At 68.7% G+C, this 22,596-nt stretch carries 21 protein-coding genes; 8 read left to right on the top strand and 13 right to left on the bottom strand.

The window, feature by feature from the left end:
- Window positions 1-404: 404 nt before the first annotated feature.
- Entirely contained in the window at window positions 405-1,142 is a 738-nt protein-coding gene (erm, locus tag ATL45_RS13920) for a 23S ribosomal RNA methyltransferase Erm (protein ID WP_093151082.1), read from the top strand.
- Between the two features lie 100 nt (window positions 1,143-1,242).
- Here the strand turns inward: erm and ATL45_RS13915 are convergent, their stop codons facing one another.
- From ATL45_RS13915 to ATL45_RS13905, 3 genes are read right to left on the bottom strand one after another with little or no spacing between them, the layout of a single operon-like run.
- Window positions 1,243-1,833, bottom strand: coding sequence for a hypothetical protein (locus ATL45_RS13915; RefSeq protein WP_143121609.1), 591 nt, complete (start codon window positions 1,831-1,833; stop codon window positions 1,243-1,245).
- 19 nt (window positions 1,834-1,852) lie between these two features.
- Window positions 1,853-2,044: a DUF397 domain-containing protein gene (locus ATL45_RS13910; RefSeq protein WP_093151073.1), complete on the bottom strand. Its 192-nt coding sequence runs from the start codon at window positions 2,042-2,044 to the stop codon at window positions 1,853-1,855.
- A 12-nt stretch (window positions 2,045-2,056) separates the two neighbouring features.
- Complete coding sequence (locus ATL45_RS13905; RefSeq protein ID WP_093151068.1) at window positions 2,057-2,890, bottom strand: helix-turn-helix domain-containing protein; 834 nt, start codon at window positions 2,888-2,890, stop codon at window positions 2,057-2,059.
- A 170-nt stretch (window positions 2,891-3,060) separates the two neighbouring features.
- Here ATL45_RS13905 and ATL45_RS38850 point away from each other — a divergent pair, with 170 nt between their 5' ends.
- Both ATL45_RS38850 and ATL45_RS13895 read left to right on the top strand, forming a co-directional pair.
- Window positions 3,061-3,219: a hypothetical protein gene (locus ATL45_RS38850; RefSeq protein ID WP_170210239.1), complete on the top strand. Its 159-nt coding sequence runs from the start codon at window positions 3,061-3,063 to the stop codon at window positions 3,217-3,219.
- Between the two features lie 88 nt (window positions 3,220-3,307).
- The gene (locus ATL45_RS13895; RefSeq protein WP_093151061.1) at window positions 3,308-3,526 is read left to right on the top strand and encodes a hypothetical protein; all 219 of its coding nucleotides are present in this window, start codon (window positions 3,308-3,310) and stop codon (window positions 3,524-3,526) included.
- A gap of 93 nt (window positions 3,527-3,619) precedes the next feature.
- Here ATL45_RS13895 and ATL45_RS13890 read toward each other — a convergent pair whose 3' ends face one another.
- From ATL45_RS13890 to ATL45_RS38835, 4 genes are all read right to left on the bottom strand, one after another.
- Entirely contained in the window at window positions 3,620-4,852 is a 1,233-nt protein-coding gene (locus ATL45_RS13890; RefSeq protein WP_246025331.1) for an MFS transporter, read from the bottom strand.
- A 30-nt stretch (window positions 4,853-4,882) separates the two neighbouring features.
- A complete protein-coding gene (locus ATL45_RS38845) occupies window positions 4,883-5,203 on the bottom strand; it encodes a hypothetical protein (RefSeq protein ID WP_093151056.1) in 321 nt (106 codons plus the stop codon).
- Window positions 5,164-5,310: a hypothetical protein gene (locus ATL45_RS38840; protein ID WP_170210238.1), complete on the bottom strand. Its 147-nt coding sequence runs from the start codon at window positions 5,308-5,310 to the stop codon at window positions 5,164-5,166. The genes ATL45_RS38845 and ATL45_RS38840 overlap by 40 nt, the downstream gene beginning before the upstream one ends.
- Window positions 5,311-5,466: 156 nt before the next feature.
- Complete coding sequence (locus ATL45_RS38835) at window positions 5,467-5,634, bottom strand: hypothetical protein (protein WP_170210237.1); 168 nt, start codon at window positions 5,632-5,634, stop codon at window positions 5,467-5,469.
- A gap of 101 nt (window positions 5,635-5,735) precedes the next feature.
- On the opposite strand from ATL45_RS38835, the gene ATL45_RS13885 reads away from it, so the two are divergent.
- The 3 genes from ATL45_RS13885 (at window position 5,736) to ATL45_RS38830 (ending at window position 9,134) form a co-directional block, all read left to right on the top strand.
- A complete protein-coding gene (locus tag ATL45_RS13885; RefSeq protein WP_246025330.1) occupies window positions 5,736-6,473 on the top strand; it encodes a DUF6802 family protein in 738 nt (245 codons plus the stop codon).
- 398 nt (window positions 6,474-6,871) lie between these two features.
- A complete protein-coding gene (locus ATL45_RS13880; RefSeq protein WP_093151052.1) occupies window positions 6,872-8,686 on the top strand; it encodes a phosphoenolpyruvate carboxykinase (GTP) in 1,815 nt (604 codons plus the stop codon).
- A 283-nt stretch (window positions 8,687-8,969) separates the two neighbouring features.
- Window positions 8,970-9,134, top strand: a complete 165-nt coding sequence (locus ATL45_RS38830) for a hypothetical protein (protein WP_170210236.1) — start codon at window positions 8,970-8,972, stop codon at window positions 9,132-9,134.
- 114 nt (window positions 9,135-9,248) lie between these two features.
- Here ATL45_RS38830 and ATL45_RS13875 read toward each other — a convergent pair whose 3' ends face one another.
- Both ATL45_RS13875 and ATL45_RS13870 read right to left on the bottom strand, forming a co-directional pair.
- Window positions 9,249-10,877, bottom strand: coding sequence for an alpha/beta hydrolase (locus tag ATL45_RS13875; RefSeq protein ID WP_093151048.1), 1,629 nt, complete (start codon window positions 10,875-10,877; stop codon window positions 9,249-9,251).
- A gap of 75 nt (window positions 10,878-10,952) precedes the next feature.
- Window positions 10,953-12,146, bottom strand: coding sequence for an FAD-dependent monooxygenase (locus tag ATL45_RS13870; protein ID WP_093151045.1), 1,194 nt, complete (start codon window positions 12,144-12,146; stop codon window positions 10,953-10,955).
- Between the two features lie 85 nt (window positions 12,147-12,231).
- Here ATL45_RS13870 and ATL45_RS13865 point away from each other — a divergent pair, with 85 nt between their 5' ends.
- Complete coding sequence (locus ATL45_RS13865) at window positions 12,232-12,912, top strand: TetR/AcrR family transcriptional regulator (protein WP_093151042.1); 681 nt, start codon at window positions 12,232-12,234, stop codon at window positions 12,910-12,912.
- A 406-nt stretch (window positions 12,913-13,318) separates the two neighbouring features.
- Here ATL45_RS13865 and ATL45_RS13860 read toward each other — a convergent pair whose 3' ends face one another.
- From ATL45_RS13860 to ATL45_RS13850, 3 genes are read right to left on the bottom strand one after another with little or no spacing between them, the layout of a single operon-like run.
- A complete protein-coding gene (locus tag ATL45_RS13860) occupies window positions 13,319-14,158 on the bottom strand; it encodes a carbohydrate ABC transporter permease (RefSeq protein WP_093151040.1) in 840 nt (279 codons plus the stop codon).
- Window positions 14,158-15,042: a carbohydrate ABC transporter permease gene (locus ATL45_RS13855; protein WP_093151038.1), complete on the bottom strand. Its 885-nt coding sequence runs from the start codon at window positions 15,040-15,042 to the stop codon at window positions 14,158-14,160. Before ATL45_RS13855 ends, ATL45_RS13860 begins: the two co-directional genes overlap by 1 nt.
- Window positions 15,042-16,382: an extracellular solute-binding protein gene (locus ATL45_RS13850; RefSeq protein WP_246025329.1), complete on the bottom strand. Its 1,341-nt coding sequence runs from the start codon at window positions 16,380-16,382 to the stop codon at window positions 15,042-15,044. Before ATL45_RS13850 ends, ATL45_RS13855 begins: the two co-directional genes overlap by 1 nt.
- Before the next feature lie 132 nt (window positions 16,383-16,514).
- Between ATL45_RS13850 and ATL45_RS13845 the strand changes: the two genes are divergently transcribed.
- Entirely contained in the window at window positions 16,515-17,729 is a 1,215-nt protein-coding gene (locus tag ATL45_RS13845) for an ROK family transcriptional regulator (RefSeq protein WP_093151035.1), read from the top strand.
- A gap of 5 nt (window positions 17,730-17,734) precedes the next feature.
- On the opposite strand, the gene ATL45_RS13840 is transcribed toward ATL45_RS13845, so the two are convergent.
- Complete coding sequence (locus ATL45_RS13840) at window positions 17,735-22,543, bottom strand: RHS repeat-associated core domain-containing protein (RefSeq protein WP_246025328.1); 4,809 nt, start codon at window positions 22,541-22,543, stop codon at window positions 17,735-17,737.
- Window positions 22,544-22,596 lie beyond the last annotated feature (53 nt).

Here is a 22,596-nt window from a genome sequence, read left to right as displayed (position 1 = left end):
CAGAACAAGCGACGCAGAGTTATCGAAACCCGCCGCTGATCTGCCGAAAGGGCAGCTCAAGGTAGCCGGATGACTACGGAGAGACCTACCCGACACGCTCAGCAGCACCGACGCGATCGAGCACGCCGCGCGCGGCCTGGGTTCACCGGCACCGCCGACCGCCGGAAAATCGGTATCGGCCGGGACGCCTCCGTTGCTAACTTCTGCGGCATGGCTTCTCCTGCCGCTTCCGCCTTCATCCGGCTGCGGTCCGCTTAGGCGGCGCAGCCAGCTCACCTCGCGCCGCCGCCGCGTCCGGATCCCTGCTCCTGACGCGCGGTCCGTCGTGCCCTGAACAACCACGCTGACCTGCGCTCGCGGGGGTCCGGTTCCCACCGGTCCGCGAAACGCAGGAGAAGCCCACCATGTCCTCCCGCCGCAGGTCGGCGCGCGATCGCGCGCGCCGCGAACTCGGCCAGAACTTCCTCGTCGACCGAGGCGTCGTCCGCCGCCTGGTCGATCTGCTCGAACCAGCCCCACTACCGGTCGTCGAGCTCGGCGCCGGAAGCGGCGCGATCACCCGCGAACTCCTCCACAGTGGACGCCAAGTGACCGCGGTGGAGCTCGACCCGCGCTGGGCGCAGCACCTCCGCGACGCCTTCCCGGACCTGAGCGTGATCCGCTGCGACATGCTCGACTTCCGGTTCCCCACCGCCGAGCACGCCGTGATCGGCAATCTGCCGTTCGGCATCACGACCTCGGTGACCCGCCGCCTGCTGACCGAGAAGAACTGGTCAGAAGCAGTGCTGCTGGTGCAGTGGGACGTCGCTCGAAAGCGCGCCGAAGGCGGCACCCAGCTGAACGCCCAATGGGCGCCCTGGTACGAATTCCACTCCTGCGGCCGAGTTCCGGCGCGATCGTTCCGCCCGAGGCCAGCCGTCGACGGCGGAATCCTGAAGGTGCGCCGCAGAACCCGGCCCCTGGTGCCGCTCGGCGAACAGCGCCGCTACCAGCGCTTCGTGGAAGCGGTGTTCACGGGCCGAGGGCGAGGCCTGACCGAGATCGTCCGCAACATCACCGGTCACCGACTCCGAAATCTCCCCGCGCTGCCAAGAGATCTCCCGCCCGAAGCCTGGCCGCGCCTCTACACCGAAACCACCTGACCTCACCGATCAGTTGAGCGGTGGAGGGCACCTTTCGGCGAGCAAGTTGCCAAAGGTGCCCTTCACCACGGCATTTCGACGCGTCGAAGCGGTTGGGCAGCTACGTCAGGCGTTGTTCGGCGGTCTGGCGGAGCTTGGCCGCGTTGCGGTAGCGGCGGTCCAGCCGAGCTTGGCCGACGGTCAGCATCAGCAGGAAGAAGAGGGTGCAGGCGCCGTAGAAGATGGATGTTCCCACTTCGCCGTCGCGGATCTCCTGGACCGTGACCAAAGCGCCCAGGGCGGTGGCGAGGAGGAACACGGTGCTCGTCAGCTTCTTCCAGCGGGGGAGGGACTGCAGCTGCCCGGCCAGTCGTACAGCGAGGGCGTTCGTCTCCGGGTCGGGACCCAGTTCGCCGTTGCGCATCAGCCGTCGCGCCGCGCGCACCCGTGCCGGATCGGTGTCCGACGGCAGCGGCTTCATCCGTCGCTGGAGCCGCACCACGAACACCACCATGACAGCGGCCCACGTACCTCCGCCGATGACGGCGACGGCGACGACGACAGGCCAGGACACCGACTCGGAACGTCGAACCGCCGACAGAGCCAGGATGGCGGCGACCAGCAACCCACCGATCGCGCCGCCCACCGCCACGTGACGCTTGGGACTGTTCTGGGCGTACAGCTGCAGCCTCTCCAGGACGTACCGGCTCACGACCACGTGCCCCTCTACCTCAGAACTTCGCCGCACCGAACCGGTCGGCCCGAACGGCGGCGAGGAACGACCGCCACTGCCGCTGATCCAGGGCTAACAGCCCACCGTCACGATCCTTGGTATCCCGAACCCCGACCTCATCAGCACCCAACCCGACCTCGACGCAGTTGTTGTTCGGCCCGCTGTAGCTGGACTTCCGCCAGATCTCCACGCTGTATCCCCTTCACTTACCGCGGTGCTGAGCGATGAGTTCCTTGCTCTGCTGCTCATCCAACGCACGCGTGCGCAGACGCTCGAACACTGTGCCAAGCGCAGTCACGGCTCCGGTGTCATCAACAAGGTGGCCGCCGACGGCGTACTCCTGGTAAGCGGACGACGGCCAGGTATCGGGCGGAAAGTCGAGCAGGGCAAAGCTTCCCGAAACAGACTCATGGAAGCCAGCACTGAAGGGAAGGATCTGGATAGTGATGTTCGGCCGTTCACTGGCCTCGATCAGACGAGTCAGCTGATCAACCGCGATCGCAGGATCTGCGCACCGGTAGAGCGCGGCTTCTGAAACCACTGCGTGGAGCTCAAGCGGATCCTGGTCGTTCAAGCGCTGCTGACGACGGAGGCGAGCAGCCACCTTGCGGTCGACTTCCGACGGCTCCGTCATGTGACTGCCGATGACGTTGATCGCCCTCGCATACGACTCGGTCTGAAGCAGTCCAGGAATCAGCTCCAGCTCGAAGGTCCGCACGCGGATCGCGTCGGCTTCCATCCCGACGTAGTCCTGGAACCAGGGCGGCAGTCGATAGGTCGACCACCATCCTCGTTTACGAGCTTCTTCCCGTGTCTCCTCAAGGACTTCTTGCTGATCAGCCGGGACCTTGTAGTGGCCCATCAGGACAATGAGCTCGGCCTTGGACGGAGCATTCCTGCCGGTCTCGAAGTGGCTGACCTTGCCCGACGAGCACCCGAGCAGCTTTGCGATCTCCTCGATCGAGGCTCCGCGCTCGATGCGGAGCCGCCGGAGCTCGGCACCGAGCGTCTTGCGACGCAACGTAGGGCTGACCATGCGCAGATCGTAGCTAGCACCAAATGATCACCCGTTTGTGGAGCTTCATTTTGTAGTTTCACAGTTTATATTCAAGGAACGATCAAGGCGGCGAGGAGGACGGGATGTGCGGAGGGACTGGGGTGGATTGGTTCTGGCGGCCCGTGGGGGTTGGGCGGCATGCGTTCGGGGTGAGCGCCAAGCGGGCGGGGCCGCACGACTCGGTGTCGTCGCACTGCGGGGTCGAGGTGGAGGCGTGGCGGGTGCAGCGGCTTCCGCCGGAGACCGAGTGGGTGCGCGAGGAGACCTGCATGGATTGCTGGCGGCGGATCAGTTCTCGCTGGTCATGACCGTGAGTACTTTCTGAGGCTATGGCACCAGAAAGTACTCACGGCAGTTGACCTGCACGAACACGACCTTCAACGGATAGGGGATGAGATGTTCTGGCTTCAGGTTTCGACGCTCGTGCTGGTCAACGTGCTGATCGCGAGCATGTTGTTCGTCCGGCCGCCGCGGGCAGCGCATGGCAGGGCCGGTGATGGGGCTCTCAGCGTTTGGCAGTTGATCGAGCAGGTCGAGACCGAGCGACAACGGCAGGCCGCTTCGAACGGGCGGCACCACATCTCTCCCGAGACGCTCGCTCGTCTCCAGATCTGATCTGCCGAAGACCTGGTCCGGCCGCATCCCTCCCCGCGCCGGGCCACATGGTGGCCGGGCGCTCCGCGCCCCCGACCCGGCGCCCGGCCACTGTTAACTCCCCGAAGCAACGACGTCGCTCGACGGCTTCGCCTCGCTGCGCGGTAGGAGGAAGGGCGTGCAGAGGATGAGGGCTCCGGCGACTCCCACCGCGATCCGGGGGCCGGTGATCGCGGCGAGCAGGCCTCCGCACGCCGTCAGGGCCGCGATGCTCGCGTTGCTCGTGATGGTCCAGGCCGACAGCGTCCGGGCGATGCGGTCCGGCGCCGTCTGCTCCAGGCGGTAGGCCGCGTACACCGGGGTGAACACTCCCGAGCTCGTGATCAGTCCGAACTCGATCAGGATCACGAACACCAGGCCCCACGGCCCCGGCGGGACGAACGCCAGCCCGATCGACCAGCACGCGCGGAGCGTGCCGCTGATCAGCAGCACCCGGTGCTGGCCGAACCTCGCCTGCAGCGGCTGCGCGAGGCGCGAGCCGATCAGGCCGCCGATGCACGGCACGCCGAACGCCAGGCCGTACTGCCACGGATCGAAGCCCAGGTCGCGGAGCAGCAGCACCGCCACCAGCGGCGATGTCGCCATGATCAGGCCGTTCACCAGCGTGGTGTTGAAGAACAGCAGCCGCAGCTGCGGGTGCCGCAGGATGTGCCGCCAGCCTTCGAGCACCTCGCCGGCACCGATCCGCTCCGCGCGTCGCGCCCGCGGCTCGGGCTCGCGGCCACCGATCGCCCGGACGCCCAGCGCGGACAAGAGGTAGCTCGTCGCGTCGAGCAGCACCGTCGTCAACGGCCCGAACATCCCGATGGCCGCACCGCCGAGCGGCGGGCCGAGCGCGGTCGCGGTCCACTGGGTGGCTTCGAAGCGGCCGGTCGCCACCACCAGGTCGTCCGGCTTGACCAGCGACTTCAGGTAGGCACCGCTGGCGGAGCTGAACACGATGTTCGCCGAGGCGGCGAGCACCGACACCACGACCAGCTGCGCGAACGTCAACATCCCGAGCAGGTGCGCGGCGGGCACCGACAGCAGCGCGACGAACCGGACCAGGTCCATCCCGATCATCACCGGCCGCTTGCGCCGGTACTCCACCCACGGCCCCAGCGGCACCGCGATCAACGCGCCCACCGCCAGTCCCGCGGCGGCCAGCGCCGAGACCTGCGCGGTGCTGCTGTGCAGCACGAGAACCGCGATCAGCGTGAAGGCGTCGAACGCGAGCCGGGTGCCGATCGTGCTGGCCGCGTAGGCGGCCCAAAGCCATCCGAACTCACGCCCCAGTGATCGCCGCACACCGCGACTATTCCGCACCGGGCCGACGAGTCAGCTAGTAGCCCGTTCGCCCCGCGTGACGACTACGGCGATCGCCGCGAAGGCCAGGCAGAGCCAGGGGAACCAGTCGCCGAGGTGGGCGTAAGGGGTGGGGCCGGGACCTGTCGGGACTTCGGCGACCAGGGCCGTGAAGCGGGTCGGGCCTCCGGCCGCAAAGGCGCTGGTCGGGTTGCGGAAGTTGACGTCCGCGCAGATCTCCAGGCCGAGGCGTGCGCCGGTCGTCGGCGGGAAGGCCTCGGCGTTCCCGGGTGGGCTGACCGTGTCGTGCTGCTTCAGGTGCGGGACCGGATCGCCGCCGAGCGCTGGGAACACACCACGACCAGCAGGAACGTCAGCGCGAAGCTGATGCTCGCCACGAGTCCCCACGGCCGCAGCGGGAGGTCGTGCGAGCGCGCCGACCGGCCCCAGAAGTTCGTCATCCCGATCAGCGACGCGGCGAAGACGACGGCCGCCGGACACCCGCGGCGCCACCAGCAGCACCGGCAGCGGGGCGAGCCAGGTCAGCGCGGGGAGCGGGGCGAGCCCGGTGCCGAAGTCAGAACAGCGCGGCCGAGCCGATCAGCGCTGCCAGCGCCTCACGTCTCCTCGATCCCATGCAGAACTCTCCGCATCGTTCGCTTGCACAGCGCGCGGAACTTGGGTTCGGGCAGCTCGTAGCGGCCGCCGAGGTACTGCTGCACCAGGCCCACGACCGGCATGGTCAGCGCGAGCGCGGTCTTCAGGACGTCGTCGGGCCGGAGCACGCCCGGCAGCCGGAAAAGGCCAGGTGCTTCTCCTCCGGAACCCCGGACCTCTACCCTGCGTCGTAGGTTTGCAGTGATCCGTGGCTGAGGGGTGTGGCGACGTGTACATCGAGGAGCAGGGGGCGGGCGACGGTGACATCAAGGTCACCGTCGAGGGCGAGGAGTACACCGCCGAGGCCAACTACGACCTCAACGGCGACGGGGTCGACGACACCGTCGCGATCATGACCGAGGACGGCTACGTCGCCTACGTCGACGAGACCGGTGACGGCCAGGCCGACATCATGCAGACCATCAACGCCGACGGAGTCGTCGTCGAGCAGGCGCGCTACGACGCCGGGACCGGCAAGTGGGCCGGTGAGGCGCCGCAGCAGCACCCCGGCGGCGTGGACCCGCAGCAGGACCAGGGCCGCGCCATGGTCATCGACACCCCGCAGGGCGACATGCAGGTCGGCCCGGCCACCGAGGACACCAACTCCGACGGCATCGCCGACACCGCCGTGGTGGAGACCGAGTCGGGCGGGACCATGCTGGTCACCGACGTGGACGGCGACGGGTCCGCCGATCAGGTGGTGGAGATCAGCCAGACCGGCGAGGTGACCATCTCGCACCACACCGGCGACGGGCAGTGGACCGTGGTCGAGCAGGGCCAGGTGACCGGCGACGGCCAGTACGCGCCGAGCCCGGCGGCCGGCGCCACCGACGACGCGACCTGGAACCTCGACCAGCCGAGCGCGGGCGGCGCAGGCGGCCCGGAGCACGCCGCGAACGGAGCGCAGGCCTCCGCACCCTCCGGCGCCAAGGGCGCCCGCCCCGACTCCGACGACGTCTGGGGCTGACCGCTCGAACGCTTCCGAAGAGCCCGTCCGGGAACCGCCCGGGCGGGCTCTTCCGTTTCCGCCGCGCCCCACCATCCGCCATCCGGGCGATGCCCCTGGTTCACCGGGCGTTCGCGCGTGCGTCCGTTTCGCCGGAAAACATCGTTTCCAGCGCGCCTCCGACAACGGAATCTCCGCCCGCGCCACCCGGAAGATCGCAACTGAATCGATTCCCTTATCGTTCTTGTGAGAGAACGAACAGGACTGATCTCCATCGCGCGCCGCTGTCCCGGCTAGCCTCGGTGCATCCCTTTTCAAATCGCCCGGCCTTCGGGACGAGCGAAGCATTCCCACAAACGTCGACGGACACCGTCGGCGACCAGTCCGGGCTGTGGCGCCCAGTCAGGAGACACGACGCGATGACCGCACTGACCATCCCCGGTCTCGATCAGGCACCGACCAAACACGAGCGTCTGCTGTCGTGGGTGCGCGAGGTCGCCGAGCTGACCACGCCCGACCGCGTGGTGTGGTGCGACGGCTCGCCGGAGGAGTGGCAGCGGCTGACCGACCAGCTGGTCGAGGCCGGCACCTTCACCCGCCTGGAGAAGAAGCCGAACTCCTTCTACGCGGCGTCGGACCCGTCGGACGTGGCGCGCGTCGAGGAGCGGACCTACATCTGCTCGGTCGAGGAGAAGGACGCCGGGGTCACCAACAACTGGATGGACCCCAACCAGATGAAGGCCACCATGACCGAGCTCTACCGGGGCTCCATGCGTGGTCGCACCATGTACGTCATCCCGTTCTGCATGGGCCCGCTGGACGCCGACCCGCCGCGGCTGGGCGTGGAGATCACCGACTCCGAGTACGTCGTGGTGTCGATGCACATCATGACCCGGATGGGCGCGAAGGTGCTGGAGCGCCTCGGTGAGGACGCCGACTTCGTACCCGCGCTGCACTCGGTGGGCGCGCCGCTGGAGCCCGGCCAGCAGGACGTGCCGTGGCCGTGCAACGACATCAAGTACATCACCCACTTCCCCGAGGAGCGGATGATCTGGAGCTACGGCTCCGGTTACGGCGGCAACGCGCTGCTGGGCAAGAAGTGCTACTCGCTGCGGATCGCCTCGGCGATGGCCCGCGACGAGGGCTGGCTGGCCGAGCACATGCTGATCCTCAAGCTGATCTCGCCCGAGGACAAGGTCTACTACGTCGCGGCCGCGTTCCCATCGGCCTGCGGCAAGACCAACCTGGCGATGCTGCGCCCGACCATCCCGGGCTGGAAGGTCGAGACGCTCGGCGACGACATCGCCTGGATGCGCTTCGGCGAGGACGGCCGCCTGTACGCGGTGAACCCGGAGGCCGGCTTCTTCGGCGTCGCGCCGGGCACCAACCGCAAGACCAACCCGCACGCGATGACCGCCATCGAGCAGGGCAACTCGCTGTTCACCAACGTCGCGCTCACCGACGACGGCGACGTGTGGTGGGAGGACATGGAGGGCGAGCCCCAGCACCTCACGGACTGGAAGGGCAACGACTGGACGCCGGAGAGCGACGTCAAGGCGGCGCACCCGAACTCCCGCTACTGCACGCCGATGTCGCAGTGCCCGATCCTGGCGCCGGAGTGGGACGACCCGAAGGGCGTGCCGATCTCGGCGATCCTGTTCGGCGGCCGCCGCAAGACGACCGTCCCGCTGGTCAACGAGGCCTTCGACTGGCAGCACGGCGTGTTCATGGGCGCCACGCTGTCCTCGGAGAAGACCGCCGCGGCCGCGGGCAAGGTCGGCGACGTGCGCCGCGACCCGATGGCCATGCTGCCGTTCATCGGCTACAACGTCGGCGACTACTTCCAGCACTGGGTGAACGTCGGCAAGGAGGCCGACGCCGGCAAGCTGCCGAAGATCTTCTACGTGAACTGGTTCCGCCGGGGCGACGACGGCCGCTTCCTGTGGCCGGGCTTCGGGGAGAACTCCCGCGTGCTGAAGTGGATCATCGACCGGCTGGAGGGCAAGGCCGCCGCCGCCGACACCGCGATCGGCCGGGTGCCCAACGCCGCCGAGCTGGAGCTGAGCGGGCTGGACACCCCGGCCTCCGACGTCGACGAGGCGCTGAAGGTCGACGTGGAGGAGTGGAAGGCGGAGCTGCCGCTCATCGAGGAGTGGTTCGACACCATCGGTGACGCGCTGCCGAGCTCGATGCGGGACGAGCTGGAAGCGCTCAAACAGCGTCTCGGTAACTGACCGAGCGACCCCCGGACGGGTGGTCTTGTCGGGGCAACGTGGGAAGCCCCGCGGCCACCCGTCCGGCGCGGAAGCCCGCTGAAACGTGCGCGAACGTGCGGCGTTTCCCCAAAGAACGCGAAGTTCTTTCGGGGAAGCGCCGCTTTTGCTTTCCGCTCAGGTGGATCTACCCAGCCCGGTGGAGTAGATCCGGCAATCGCAAACGATCAGCAACCCGACGGACACTGGAAGCGTCCCAGTGATATCCGCCGAGAAAAAGGGCGCCGAACCGAGGGGGTGTGTCATGGTCCACCTGGCCATGCTGGCGTTGTCCCTGATCGCGGTCGCTGCGGTGTTCCTCGCGCTGCGCACCGAGGACGACGAGTCCGGCGAGAAGTCCGAAGCCGGCGAGATCGACCGAATTCGCCGGGACCAGGTCGCGATGGCGGAACGAGCGAGTACGCCGTGACCTGCACGGTCTGCGCTGGAACATCGCGCAGGCAGCGGCGCTGAGCCGCTTCACGAGCACAAAACCGCGGGCGGTGCGGGGAATTTCCCGGCACCGCCCGCGGTCTTTCCCGGATCAGCCGAGCGCGCGGTCGATCGCGTCCAGCCGGTCCAGCAGGGTGCTGTTGTCCGTCGTCGCGAACGTGCTCACCGCGGGATCCGGCAGCGGCATGCCGTCGCAGGTCATTTCCGCCGGAACCTTCCCGTCGATCAGGTAGGCGTCCACCGCGTTGTCCACGCACGCGTTGCCCGCGCCGTAGACGCCGTGGTCGCCCTCATCGCGAACGGTGATCATGCGCGAGTTCTGGAACTTCCGGTGCGCGATCTCGGCACCTTCCAGCGCCGTGGCCGGGTCGTTCTCCGACTGCAGCATCAGCACCGGCGGCAGGCCCTTGCCGGTCGGCTTCCGCAGGTCGACGTCCGGGCGGTCCCAGAACACGCACGGCTGGAAGATCGTGTAGTAGCCGTAGAAGGGGTGCCGCTTGCCCTCGACACCGGAGCGCGCCACCACCGAGCCGGGGCTGCCGCGGAACGCGGTGTCGTTGCAGCGGATCGAGTACAGCGTGGCGACCATGCTGTCCTGCGGATCGGCCAGCATCGGCATGTTCCGGTCGCGGACCGCGGCCAGCGCGGCGACGGCCTGCTCGGAGCCCGTTCCCGCGCGCAGGTCCGCCAGGGTCTGGCCGACGAGCGGGAAGGCGTACTTCGAGTACATGCTCTGCAGCAGCAGGGAGTCCAGCACGTTGTGGTCGATCGGCGGACCGTCCGGAACCGGCAGCGGGTTCGCCTTCAGCTCCGCGCGGAGACCGTCCACAGTGGCCTGGACCTGCTCCGGCGTGGTGCCGAGGCGGTAGGTCGCGTCGTGCGCCGCCAGCCACGGCCGGAGGTCTTCGCGCCAGCGGCGCTCGAAGGCCATCGGCTGCCAGGAGAACACCTGCTGCCAGCTGCCGGTGAACTCGGCGTTGGAGTCCAGCACCACCTTGTCCACCGAGTCCGGGAAGTACGTGGCCAGGTACGCGCCGAGCCAGGTGCCGCCGGAGACGCCGTACCAGTTGATCTTGTCGTGCCCCTCGACCAGGCGCAGCAGGTCGAGGTCGGCGACGGTCTGCTCGGTGGTGACGTAGCGGCCGAGCTCGCCGCTGCGCTGCTGGCAGGCCGCGGCGAATTCGCGGGTCATGTCCATGATCGCCCGGATGGTCGCCGGGTCGCGGTCGCGGGAGTCCAGCCCTTGCCAGGTGTCCTCCGCGGGTCCACATGAGACGGTGCTGCTGGCGCCGGTGCCGCGCACGTCGATGCCGTAGACGTCGAAGTTGTTCGGCAGCGCGTCGCTTCCGTAGTTCAGCATCGCCAGCGGCATCGACAGGCCCGCGCCGCCCGGCCCGCCGGGGTTGGTGAACAGCGCGCGACCGGCCGGACCACCCTCCGGCGACAGCCTGCTGACCGCGATGCTGATCTCCTTGCCGTTGTCCGGGTCGTGCCAGTTCATCGGCGTGGTGAGCGTGCCGCACTCGAGCCGCTCGGAGCCTGGCGGGAGTTCCGGCGGCAGCTCGCCCTCGAAGCAGGGCGCCCACTGGATGTCCTGCTCGGCGAACTTCGCCGGAACGTCGAACGTCGGCGCGCCCGGCTTCGCCATCGCCGGCTGGCCGGTCGCGAGCAACGCCCCCAGCACCGCGGTGACGCCCAACGCACGTGTTGTGCTTCGCATGCAGTCCCCTTCTGCAGTGACCTTCGGTGATTCGAAGATCACTCAATCAGGTGACCGCATTGGCGGGTACTACCGTTAAGCACCACTTCCCGTGACAAATGTCAGGTCGTAGTCCGGCAGTTCGATGCCGGTGCTGAGGCCCTCGCCCATCTTGAGCATCTGCCTGAGCAGGAAACCGTTGCCCAGCATCACGTTCCGCGCCCGAGCGCCGAAACGGCCCGGTGCCAGGAACTTCCCGGTCCGTTCACCGCCGCCCTGGCACGCCTGCGCGTAAGGGCGGACTTTCGCCTCGTAGCGCGCGAAAGCAGCTCGGTGATCCCCGTTCGCGGCGACCAGCTCACCGGCGAGCACGTAGGCGGCGATGACGGCGGCACCGGTGCCCATGCCGCCGAGCGTCGCGCCGCAGGCCGCATCGCCGAGCAGCGCGATCCGGCCGCGCGACCAGGACTCGACGTCCACCCGGTTGATCGAGTCGAAGAAGAGGTCGTCCGCGGATTCCAGCCCCGCCAGCAGGCGCGGCGCCTCCCAGCCCACACCGGCGAAGGCCTGCGCGATCAGCGCGCGCTGCCTGCCGACGTCGTGGCGGCCGTAGTCGAGCTGCGGCGACTTGAAGATCGCGAACGCACCCGCCCGCTCGGGATCGCGGCGGTCGGCACCGACGGAGATGAACCGGCCCGGCTGGTTGTGGCCCACCGATCCCGGCGGCAGGTCCCGGTAGCGGGGCAGGTCCCAGGTAGCGACGTAGTAGCCGAGGTGGCTGATGAACCGCTCCTCCGGGCCGAAGGCGAGCCGCCGGATGCCGGAGTGCACGCCGTCCGCGCCGATCACGAGGTCGAACGAGCGCTGCGCGCCCGAAGCGAAGGTGGCCTCGACGCCGTCCGGCGTGTCGCGGAGGTCCACGACGCGGTCGCCGAAGACGTATTCGGCGACGTCCGCGCTGTGCGCGTGCAGCACTCGCGCGAGGTCGCCTCGGAGCACCTCGAGGGCGCCACCGGCGAATTCCGCGGGCAGTTCGAGCAGCGGGCGCTCGCGCTCGTCGACGAAGGTCATCGGGCTGCCTCCCGTCTGGACCTTCCGCAGATCCGCCAGGACGCCCATCCGCTCCAGCACCGTCAGGTGCAGGTCGCCGCGGAAGTCCACCGCAGCTCCGCCGCTGCGCAGCGCCGGGGCGATCTCCACGACCGTCACCTCGAAGCCGCAACGACCGAGCCAGCAGGCCAGCGCGGGTCCGGCGACGCTCGCACCCGAGATCAGAACGCTTCCTCGCATGTGCACACCTTTTCTGTGTCCGATGGAAACAGTTAATTTCTGTGTACGATAGACACAGTTACTCGGCGAGCACAAGGGAGGGCCGGTGGACGGCTACGAGGTCCTGTGGGGCGCCCGGCCAGCGCCGCGACGCGGTCCGAAGCCCGCGCTCAGCCTCGAAGGGATCGCTCGCACCGGCATCGAGCTGGCCGACGCCGAAGGGCTGGCCGCGGTCTCGATGCAGCGCGTCGCCGCCGAGCTCGGCTTCACGAAGATGTCCCTCTACCGCTACGTGCCGGGCAAGGCGGAGCTCGTCGCGCTGATGGCGGACCTGGCGATGGGTGCGCCGCCCGAACTCGACGGCGGCTGGCGCGAGCGGCTGGACGCGTGGGCCCGCGCGCTGCTCCCGCGCTTCACGCAGCATCCCTGGGTGCTCGAAGCGACGACCGGCCCGCGCGTCCCCGGCCCCAACGAGCTCGCGTGGACCGAAGCCGCCGTCGCCGCGCTCGGCGGAACGGGCCTGCGCGGCAGCGAGCGGCTGGACGCCGTGGTCGTGCTGGTCGGGCACGTCCGGGGCATCGCCCAGCAGGCCGCGGCGACGTCAGCGGAAAGCGTCGAGCAGCAGTTCAGCTCGGCGCTGATCACGCTGCTGCGCGAACACGGCGACCGCTACCCGTCGGTCGCCGCCGCCCTGACCGACACAGCGGGCCAGGACGAGGCGCTGGACTTCGGCCTCGCCCGCATCCTCGACGGCCTGACAACGCTCATCGCGACCCGCGCGACCTGACCCGGTGTCGCCGCTCCGGCTGGGTCGATGCAATTTCAATGGAAGTTGGACGTCTAATTTCCATTGAAATTGCACACAACCCGACGCGCCGTCGGCGTGTCGGGTCCCGACGCGCCGGAGGGGCACAACTTCCATTGAAATCGCACACCTAATTTCCATTGAAATTGCGTCGGTCTTCGTCCGCACGGCGGAACCCCCCCAGGAGGGGCGGTGGTTCAGTTCAGTCCTGAGGTGATGGTCCAGTCCTGAGGTGATGGTCAGTCCTGAGGTGATGGTCCAGTCCGGAGGTGACGGTCCAGTCCGGAGGTGAGGGATCAGTCCTGAGGTGAGGGATCAGTCCTGAGGTGGGGTTCGGTCAGGAGGTGGGGTTCGGTCAGGAGGTGGGGGTTCGGGCTTGAGGTTGGGTTTAGTGTTTTATCGCTCCGGCGAGGTTGAAGGCTCCTCCGAGGGAGCGGGAGACGATCAGGTAGAGGGCCACCACCGGGGTTGTGTAGAGGATCGAGTAGGCCGCCAGCTGGCCGTAGGCGATCAGGCCGCCTTGGCCGAAGAAGGTGAAGATGCCTACCGAGGCCGGTTGCTTCGCCGGGTCGAGCAGCAGGATGAACGGGACGAAGAAGTTCCCCCACGCCGTGATGAAGGTGAAGATCGCGACCACGCTCATGCCCGGGACGATCAGCGGCAGGACGATCGTGCGCAGCGCCTGCATCGCCGAGGCGCCGTCCACCCACGCCGCCTCCTCCAGGCTGATCGGCACGCCGTCCATGAAGTTCTTCGTCATCCAGATCGCGATCGGCAGCGAGGTGGCGGCCAGGAACAGCGTGGTGCCGAACATCGAGTCGATCAGCTCCAGCTGCACGAACATGCTGTACACCGGCACCATCACCGCGGTGATCGGCAGTCCGGAGGCGAACAGCACGACGTAGAGGAACGGCCGCCGGAACCGCAGCTGGTAGCGCGACAGCGGATACGCGCACAGCACCGCCGCCACCACCGAGATCAGCGCCGCACCGGCGCACATCAGCAATCCGTTCCACAGTGGACGGCCGCTCTGCTCCCAGCTGAGCACCTGCGCGAAGTTGTCCAGCGTGAACGTCTCGGGCACCTTGGCCGACAACGCGGCGTCGGCGTCGAAAGCCGCTGTGAGCAGCCACAGGAGCGGCGCGAGGAACGCCAGCGCGACGACCGCGAGCACCAGGTGCACCACCACCGACACCGAACGCCGCCGAGCAGAAGTCACCGCGACCATCAGACTCCGTCCCCCCGGGAATCCGGGTCTCCGAGGCTCTTGGCGTACACCAAGGCGAACAGCCCGCCGATCAGCAGCAGCACCAGCGAGATCGTCGCGCCGTAGCCGATCTCGTGGAACTCGAACGCCGAGTCGTACATCAGCAGCGGCAACGTCTGCGTCGCCGCGTTCGGGCCGCCGGCGGTCAGCACGTAGATCAGCGTGAACAGCCCGATCGTCTGCAGCGTGATCAGCATCAGGTTGGTCAGCACCGAGCGGCGGATGATCGGCAGCGTGACGTGCCAGAACCGGCGGAACGGCCCGGCGCCGTCCACCTCCGCGGCCTCCACCAGATCGCTCGGCACCTCCGACAGCGACGCCTGGTAGACCAGCATCGAGAACGCCGTGCCGCGCCAGACGTTGGCGAGGACCACCGCGAGCATCGGCACGGTGTAGAGCCAGTCGCGCGGTTCCAGGCCCATCGAGACCAGCACGTTGTTCAAAGTGCCTTCGGAGTTCAGGAACGCGTAGACCGCGAATGCCGCCACCAGCTCCGGCAGCACCCACGCCGAGACCACCACCGTGCCGACGGTGGTGCGCAGCCAGCGGTTGCGGTGCTGGGTGAGCACCGCGATCAGCATGCCCAGGCAGTTCTGCCCGATCACCGCCGAACCGACGGTGAAGACCACGGTCAGCCAGGCCGAGTGCCACAGCGCCGGATCGCTGAACAGCCGACGGAAGTTCTCCAGCCCGACGAACTCCGGCTCGGTCGCCGCGGCACCGGTCAGCGCGGCGTTGGTGAACGAGACGTAGCCGCTCCACAGGATCGGCCCGGCCACGAACAGGCCGAGCAGCAGCAGCGCGGGCGCCATCGGCACCAGCCACTGCCGCGCCCGCACTGCCATCAGCCCGCCCTGGTGTTGGCCGGCTGCACGATGCGCGAGACCTCCTGCGCCCACTGGTCGGCGACCTCGCCCGGCGGCCTGCCCGCCACCACGTCGAGCACCGACTGCTGGATCTGCTGGGAGACCTTCGGGTATTCCGGCAGCGCGGGCCGGTAGTGCGTGTTGTCCAGCAGGCCGATCCAGAACTCGTTCAGCGGGTTCGCCGCGAGCACCCGGGGATCGGCCGCGGCGTCCTCGCGGGCGGGGAGGTTCCCGCTGGCCGTGGTGTACTCGACCACGTTGTCCTTGGACATCGCCTGCTTGATGAACTCGAACGCGGCGTCCTTCTTCCCGCTGGAGGAGCTGATCGCCAGCGTCCAGCCGCCGGAGAGCGTCACGGTTCCCGGCGCCTGGCCGTGCTGGGTGGGCATCGGCGTGGCCGACATGGTCCGCGCCCAGTCCTGCCAGCCGGCGTTCTGCCAGTTGCCGGAGGCGAAGCTGCCGTCCAGCCGGATCGCGACCTTGCCGTCCCTGGCCAGCTCATCGCGCTGCACCTTGTCGTACTGCGCGTCGGCGATCTGGGCCTTGCTCTGCGTGAGGCCCTCCGCCAGCGCGGTGGACAGGAAGCCCATCGCGTCGGCGAATCCCTTGCTCGGCGCGATCCACTTCCGCTGCTGCTCGTCGTAGAGGGTGCCGGTCCCGGTGCCGTACAACAGCATCTCCACCGTCTGCATGCTCACCGACTCGCCCTCGGCCTTGCCCAGCGCGAGGTCCATCGCGATCGCGTCCGGGCGGCGCTGCTTGACCTGCCGGGCGGCAGCGAGCACGTCGTCCCAGGTGCGCGGCCGCCAGTCGGCGGGCAGGCCGACCTGGGCGAACAGCTCGCGGTTGTACCAGAGGCCGCGGGTGTCGGTGTCCAGCGGAACGCCGTAGGTCTTGCCGTCGGCGGCCTTGCCCGCCTGCTTGGTGGTGTCGATGTAGCGCTCCCAGTCCGGCCACTGCGCCAGCCGGTCGTCCAGCGGCTCCAGGTATCCGGCCGCGACGTCGGAATTGACGTTGAAGCTGTCCTCGTAGAGCACGTCGGGCGCGGTGGACGGCGAGCGCATCCGCAGCTGGAGCTTGGACAGGTACTCGGCCTCCGGGGCGACCACCGGGTCCAGCTTCACCGTCTTGCCCGGGTTGGCCTGCTCGTACTGCTGCTTGACCCGCTGCATCCACTGGTCGACCTGCAGCGTGTTGCCGTATCGGTGGTAGGCGACGCTGATCGTGTTCGGGTCGTCGGCGGCGCCTCCGCCGCAAGCGGCCAGGGTGAACCCCAACGTGGCGGTGATGAGCACGGACATCGCAGTGCGGCGCTGCATCGCGAGCCTCCTGCCAGCAGTGGTTGCGCGCGGCTTGAGATCCGGATCACACTCTGGGGTAGTTAATTCCATTCGATGGAACAAGTCAACGATCTCGCCGCCCCCGACCGGGCGCGCCACCGAGGAGCGTGCATGGCCGAAGCGTCCTGGCAGGGCACCAACCTTCCCCGCGTGGGCGGCTTCAACAGGGCCGTCGTGCTCGACACGATCCGCCGCCGCGGCGAGATCAGCCGGGTCGAGCTCGCCCAGTGCACGGGCCTGACCGCGCAGACGATGTCCAACATCGTCCGCGCGCTGATCGAGGACGGGCTGGTCACCGAGAACGGCCACGCGCCCTCCACCGGCGGCAAGCGCCGGGTGCTGCTGAAGGTCGCCGCGGACGCCTACTCGTCGGTGGGCCTGCACCTCGATCCGGAGCGGATCACCGGAGTCCTGCTGGACATGGCCGGAGGCGTCCGGATGCGCAGCACCCGAAGGCTGCCCGACGGCGCGACGCCGCAGGCCGCCGCCTCGGCGCTGGTCCGGACGTTGCAGCAGCTCGTGCGCCGTTCCGGCATCGACGAGGACCGGGTGCTCGGCGTCGGTCTCGCGGTGCCGGGGCCGCTGGACTCGGCCCACCGGCAGGTGCTCTCGCCGCCGAACCTGGCCGGCTGGGGAGCGGTGCCGCTGGCCGACATCGTCGCGGAGCGCGCCGGGCTGCCGGTGGTGATGGACAACGACGCGACGGCGGCGGCGATCGGCGAGCGCTGGGCCGGTGGCGAGCACCGCACGGGCTCGTTCGTCTACGTCTACTGGGGAACCGGGGTGGGCATCGGCGTGGTGCTCGACGACCAGGTGCACCGCGGCGTCAGCAACAACGCGGGCGAGATCGGCCACCTCAACAGCGGCGGCGGCCGAGGATGCCATTGCGGCCGAAGAGGATGCCTGGAGACGCACTGCTCGATCCGCGCGATCGTCGCGGACTGGCGATCAGCAGGCGGCGAAGCCGACGGGGAGTCGATCGCGCAGTCCTACGAGCAGCTCACCCGCCAGGCAGCGGACGGCGATGCGGTGGCGGGCAAGGTGCTGCGCGCGGCGGCGACCAAGCTCGGCCAGGCGCTGGCATCGGTGGTCAGCGTGCTCGACGTGGACCGCGTCGTGCTGGGCGGCCCGGCACTGCGCCACGTCTCCGAGCTGGTGCGCACCCAGGTGTCGAAGGTGCTGTCCAAACAGGTCTGGGCACCCGAAGTCCGCCCGGTCCAGGTCACCCCGGCCCTGATCGGCGAAGACGCCGGAGCGGTCGGCGCGGCCTCGCTCGTCCTCGACCGCGCCTACTCGCCCCGGCTCGCGACGCTCCTGGGGTCGTGAGCGACCTACCTCCTGCCGCGCAGGTTGAGATCCGTGTTCGGGGTGAAACCGCTGTTCGGATCGGCGTGCGGGTTGTAACCGGGATGGTTGTTGACGAAGTTCGGGTTGACGTCCTCGGTCACCGTCAACGAACCGGGCAGCGCGAACTTCTCGTCGTTGCGCTGGTGGAAGTATCCGTGAACGGTCACCGAGCTGTGGACGTTCTCCGGAGCGACGTGATGAACCGCGTCCCACTCCTTCTGCTTCGCCATCCGCTGCGCCAGGTCCGGCGGGAGGTTCTGCGAACCCGTGTGGATCAGGTTGTCCGTGGACTGGATCTTCAAGACCTGCCCGGACATCGAGAGGTAGTGCTTGCCGTCCTGCTGGATCACGGGGCCGCCGTCGGGGTACAGCCCGAACTGGTGCGCGACGTTGGGATCGGAGGTGAGCGAGACGTACCCGGAGTCGTTGGTACCGCTACCACCGTGCACGTGGTGCGGCAGGTCGTAGTTCTTCCCCCACGACGTCAGCCCGTTCTGGAAGAGACCATCGGGTCCGTTCACCGGTCGCGTGTCGCCGCGGAACATCCACTGCGGCCGCTGCGGATTCGGCCGCAGCTGCGGGTTGTTCAGCCCGCCGTTGCCACCAGTGCCACCCGATGAACTGCCTGCGCTGCAGTTCATGAGGCCGAGCGGGTCGATCCAGCCGGTCGGGTTGGGCGCGTAGGCGTGCGGGTTCGGCGAAGGGGCGAGGCCGAGGGGGTCGTGGGAGGTGTACCGCCCGGTGGTCGGGTCGTAGTAGCGGTTGAGGTTGTAGTGCAGACCGGTCTCGTGGTCGTGGTACTGACCGGGGAACCGCAGCGGTGTGTAGGCGTGACCGGGCGCTGTCCTCAGGGTTCCCCAGAGTGCGGTGTCCACGTGCCAGGCGAGGTTGCCGTCCGGATCGACCAGCTCCGCCGGGGTGCCGACGAGGTCCGTGACGATGGCGTGGAAACGCTGGTCGACCCATTGTTGCGGCATGTTCGGCGTGGCCAGGCGTTCAGTCTGGGCGAGCACGCGGTAGCTGTCGGGTTCCCACTCCCACACGGTGGCGCTCGTCCCGTTGTGCACCTGCTCGACGAGCAGGCTGTCGTCCCAGGTGAAGTCGACGTGCTCGGCGGCGCTGCCATCCGGCTGGAGGCGTTGCTTGGCGACGCGGCGACCGAGCGGGTCGTAGATGTAGCGCCAGCGCTGCCCGTCCGGGGTGACCACACCGGTGAGCTGGTTCTCGGCGTTCCAGCTGTAGCTCCAGGTTGCCTGCTGGATCCGCCGAGCTGTGATGCGACCTTCGGCGTCGTGCGCGTACTGGGTGTTCCCGGCGCGGGTGATCAGCGCTCCCGCGTAGTCCCGAGCGCCCACCGCCGCGTCGTCCGGGGCACCCGACCTCGGCCAATCGGCGTACGCGAGGTTGCCCGCCGGGTCGTAGGCGTAGCGTTCGGTCCACTGTGGACCGTTGACGGCGGTGACTCGGCCCGCGAGGTCGAGCTCGAAGGTGCGCTCGCCGCTCAGCTGATCGCGGACACCGACCAGCGCACCGTCCGGCCGGTAGGCGTAGGAGCGCTGCTGGATCGTGCGACCGGCGCCGACCAGGGTCTGCGAGGCAAGCCCGTGGTTGGCGTTCCATGCCTGCGTCAGCAGTGCGCCGGTTCCCAGCGTGCGCCGCACTTCGCGGCCCGCAGCGTCGTAGGCGAACCCCAGCGTGCGACCGGCCGTGTGCAGAGCGACCGGCCGATCCGCGGCGTCGTACTCCCAGGTGCTCTCCGCACCCGACGGCGTCCGCCGCCGCACTCGCCGCCCCAACAGGTCGTAGACCGACGCGACGGTACGACCGTTGACCGTCTCGGCCAGCACGCGCCCGAGCCGGTCGCGCTCGAACGTCAGCCGGGTGGTGTCGTTGGCGGCGCCGACCAGCCGTCCCATCAGGTCGTAGGTGAAGGTCGCCGTCGCCGTCGCGCTGCGGCGTTCCACGAGGTTGCCGAGCAGGTCATAGGCGAACCGGACGGTCTCACCCGCGCCGTTGGTGCGCTCCACCAGTTGCCCGGCCGCATCGTACTGGTACGACACCGCACGACCGCCGAAGTCGGTCTCCCGCACCAGGTTCCCGGCCGGATCGTACTCGTACCGCCAGACCTCGCCCCGCTCGTTGGTGACCGCGATCAACCGCAGCTCGGTGTCATAGCGGAACTCCCGCTTGACGCCGTCCGGGCCGGTCTCCACCGAGGGCAGGTCGAAAGCCGTCGTCTCGGTCGTCGTGGCCCGTCCGAGCCGGTCGACCTGGGTTCGGACGTTGCCCTCCCCGTCGCGGATCCAGCGCTCGGTGCTGCCGTCCGGCCGGGTCTGCCAGGCGAGCCGACCGTCGACCGTCCAGCCGAACCTGGTCGTACCGCCCACCGGATCGACCACCTCGGCCACCCGGCCGAAGGCGTCCCGGCGGTAGGTCGTAGCCGCACCGAGCGGGTTGGTGACCGACACCGGCAGACCCGTGGCGTCGGTTTCGATCCGGCGCACGTTGCCCAGCGCGTCGGTAATGCTGACCAGCACGCCCCGCTCGTCGTAGGCGTAGACCGTCACCGCCCCGGCGGGATCGGTCACCGCGGTGAGGTTTCCGTTCTCGTCGTACTCCCGGCGGCTCACCGCACCGTCCGGGTCGACAACTGTCACCGGCAGCCGGCGGTCGTCGTACTCGATCAGCTGCCGACTGCCGTCGGGCCGGGTGATCGCCGTGACCTCGCCCGCCTCGTCGTAGTCGTACTTGACGGTGCGGCCCAGGGGATCGGTCCGGGAAAGCAGCCGGTCGTGGGCGTCCCACTCGAACACCGTCTCGTTGCCCAGCGGGTCGACCTCGCGGATCGTCTGCTTCGCGTCGTTGAGGTGGAAGGTCCTGGTGTGGCCGAGCGAATCGGTGTAGTGCGTGACGTCACCGGCGTACTCGAACGTGCCGTTCAGGAAGCCGCCGACGCCTTCGGTGCGAACGCAGCGGCCTGCCCCGTCGAAGGTGTAGCGGTACCAGATGCCATTGCGGTCGGTCCAGCCGGTGATCCGGCCCGCGGCGTCGTAGTCGAACTTCAGCGCCTGACCGGACGCGTTGATCACCGAAGTCAGCCGCCGACCGGTGTAGGCGTACCGCATCAGCGGCAGATCCTCGCCGTCGGCCGCGCCCCGGAGGTGCAGTGCGGTGACCAGCCCGTCTTCGGTCTCCACCCGGATGCGGAAACCAGCGCTGTGCCGGATCTCGACCGGAGTGCCCGCTTCGTCGTACTCGAAGTGGACGAGGTTGCGGTGGCGATCGGTGATGCCGGTCAGCCGGAGAATCTCGTCACCGGGGGCGAAGTGCAGCGCATGCCCCTCACCGACCAGCATGACCGTGCAGCCGCCGTTGTCGTGCCTGGTGAGCGTGTTGGGCGAGCCCTCGAACGACACCGTCTCGCCCGGCGCCGGGGTCGGGGCGAACAACAGCTTCCCGTCGTCGGCGGCGAAGGAAACACCCGCGCTGCCGATCTCCAGTCGCTGGTCCAGCGTGGACGACCAGGAGGCGCCGAAAACCAGCCCGACCCGGTAGGAGGACAGGTGCGTGCGCCGCAGGATCAGCGGCAGTGCTGCGGCGATCTCCACGTCGACCTGCGCCAGCACCATCTCGCCAGTGGCGATGTCGACCGGGTCGGTCGCGCACCGGCGCTTGTCGACGTCCCGGCCCGGTGTCTGCGAATCGCTGGATGCCCTCCGCAGGTCACCGCCGGTGCCGCGGGAGTTGCTCCCGGTTCCGGCCGGGTTGGTCCGGGCAGGTGGAACTCCCGTCGAGGACGGGGAGTTCGGACCCGGTGATCCGCTGTCACCGAGCGAGCGGTTGGTGCTCTGCGAATCGCTGTTGCCCCCGGACCGGTCGGACGAGGAGCCGTTCGCGCTCTGCGAATGAGTGGACGCCGGGCCGTTGTTGCCGTTCGAGGTGGAGTTGTCGCCGGAGCCACCCCTGGAACCGCTTCCCTCGTTGCCCGTCGAGCGGGTCGGGGCCGGGCTGTCGGGCTTGTTGCCGGAGCCGCCTTCGTCCTTCTTGATCTTGTCGAGGGCCTTCTTCGCGTCGCCGAAGCCGTCGCCGAGCTTCTTCATCAGCTTGCCCAGCGACTTCATCGCCTTGACCAGCTTCGTGGTGAGATCGGCGATCTTGGCGACCGTCTTGGCCACCGCCGCCACGACCTGCGGAACCACCCAGGCCATCGCGATGCCCAGCGTGGCCAGAACCTGCAACGCCCACGACACGAGGTGACCGACCAGCTCGGCGATGATGTCGCGCACCAGCGTGCGCACCGCCGCCACGACTTCACCCGCCGTGCCGATGCCCTCTGACGCACCTTCGGCCGCTTTCTTGGCCGCCTCGATCAGCTTGCCGGTGTCCTCGCTGCGCTTGCGGTAGGAATCCGCCGCTTCCCCGGCCCAGTCGGCGACATCGCTGTTGACCATGTTGGTCATCTCGGTGTTGATCTCACCGAGCTCGGCAGCGACGTTCTTCCACGTCTCCGAGTGCGCCTTGATCTGATCCGCATCACCGGTCAGCGCGTCCAAAGCGTCCGACAGCGGACCGACGTGCTCCATCAGCCAGCCGACACCGGCCGCCAGGATCGACCCGAAGGGGTCCAGCGCCATCGTGAGCGCATCCAGGCCGGTACCGACCGCGCCCATCACACCGGAGGCCCAATCGCCGGACTCGATCGCCTTCTTGGTCTCATCGATCGATTCCAGGATCGGGACACCGCTGAAGGATTCGGTCGAATCCTTCCGCTCCGCCACCAGTGGATTACTCACGACAACACCTCGAAATCAGTACGGAGAGACCGTTCGGCAACAGGTTGGGATCA

Origin of the sequence: Saccharopolyspora antimicrobica (assembly GCF_003635025.1) — a bacterium.
Taxonomy (GTDB): domain Bacteria; phylum Actinomycetota; class Actinomycetes; order Mycobacteriales; family Pseudonocardiaceae; genus Saccharopolyspora; species Saccharopolyspora antimicrobica.
The sequence above is the reverse complement of the archived record's forward strand: the minus strand, read 5'-3'. Positions and strand labels throughout refer to the sequence as shown.

What these genes read in the sequence shown, in the direction of transcription:
- erm (WP_093151082.1), top strand. Translation starts at nt 405, where the DNA reads ATGTCCTCCCGCCGCAGGTCGGCGCGCGATCGCGCGCGCCGCGAACTC.
- ATL45_RS13855 (WP_093151038.1), bottom strand. Translation starts at nt 15,042, where the DNA reads ATGGCAGTGCGGGCGCGGCAGTGGCTGGTGCCGATGGCGCCCGCGCTG.
- ATL45_RS13895 (WP_093151061.1), top strand. Translation starts at nt 3,308, where the DNA reads ATGTTCTGGCTTCAGGTTTCGACGCTCGTGCTGGTCAACGTGCTGATC.
- ATL45_RS13880 (WP_093151052.1), top strand. Translation starts at nt 6,872, where the DNA reads ATGACCGCACTGACCATCCCCGGTCTCGATCAGGCACCGACCAAACAC.
- ATL45_RS13905 (WP_093151068.1), bottom strand. Translation starts at nt 2,890, where the DNA reads ATGGTCAGCCCTACGTTGCGTCGCAAGACGCTCGGTGCCGAGCTCCGG.
- ATL45_RS13860 (WP_093151040.1), bottom strand. Translation starts at nt 14,158, where the DNA reads ATGGTCGCGGTGACTTCTGCTCGGCGGCGTTCGGTGTCGGTGGTGGTG.
- ATL45_RS13870 (WP_093151045.1), bottom strand. Translation starts at nt 12,146, where the DNA reads ATGCGAGGAAGCGTTCTGATCTCGGGTGCGAGCGTCGCCGGACCCGCG.
- ATL45_RS13845 (WP_093151035.1), top strand. Translation starts at nt 16,515, where the DNA reads ATGGCCGAAGCGTCCTGGCAGGGCACCAACCTTCCCCGCGTGGGCGGC.
- ATL45_RS38830 (WP_170210236.1), top strand. Translation starts at nt 8,970, where the DNA reads ATGGTCCACCTGGCCATGCTGGCGTTGTCCCTGATCGCGGTCGCTGCG.
- ATL45_RS13850 (WP_246025329.1), bottom strand. Translation starts at nt 16,382, where the DNA reads ATGCAGCGCCGCACTGCGATGTCCGTGCTCATCACCGCCACGTTGGGG.
- ATL45_RS13875 (WP_093151048.1), bottom strand. Translation starts at nt 10,877, where the DNA reads ATGCGAAGCACAACACGTGCGTTGGGCGTCACCGCGGTGCTGGGGGCG.
- ATL45_RS38840 (WP_170210238.1), bottom strand. Translation starts at nt 5,310, where the DNA reads ATGACGAACTTCTGGGGCCGGTCGGCGCGCTCGCACGACCTCCCGCTG.